We start from the raw sequence: 518 nt of genomic DNA, 5'->3' as shown, positions 1-518 counted from the left end.
TCCACTTCGGCCATCAGGGCGAGGATCTTCTCTTCGCCGATGCCGGCGTCGCGGTTTTCCACGGCGGCCAGGGCCGAGCCCTTCACGATCGGAATGTCGTCGCCCGGGAAGTCGTAGGACGACAGCAGTTCACGAACTTCCATCTCGACCAGGTCGAGCAGTTCTTCGTCGTCGACCATGTCGACCTTGTTCATGAACACCACCAGCGCCGGCACGCCGACCTGACGGGCGAGCAGGATGTGCTCGCGGGTCTGCGGCATCGGGCCGTCGGCGGCCGACACGACCAGGATCGCGCCGTCCATCTGGGCCGCGCCGGTGATCATGTTCTTCACGTAGTCGGCGTGACCCGGGCAGTCGACGTGCGCGTAGTGACGGTTGGCCGTCTCGTACTCGACGTGCGCGGTGTTGATCGTGATGCCGCGGGCCTTTTCTTCCGGCGCCGCATCGATCTCGTCGTACTTCTTAGCCGTCGCGCCGCCGGACTTCGCCAGCGTCATCGTGATCGCAGCCGTCAGCGT

1 protein-coding gene is annotated in these 518 nt (G+C 65.3%); it reads right to left on the bottom strand.

Annotation, left to right across the window (positions count from 1 at the left end; genetic code table 11):
• Nucleotides 1-518 (bottom strand): GTP-binding protein (locus G3573_RS21950; RefSeq protein ID WP_240454842.1); only part of this gene is annotated, 518 nt, incomplete at both ends.

It is taken from the genome of Caulobacter sp. 17J65-9 (genome assembly GCF_010975005.1).
Lineage (GTDB): Bacteria > Pseudomonadota > Alphaproteobacteria > Caulobacterales > Caulobacteraceae > 17J80-11.
This window is presented reverse-complemented; position numbering and strand designations above follow the sequence as displayed.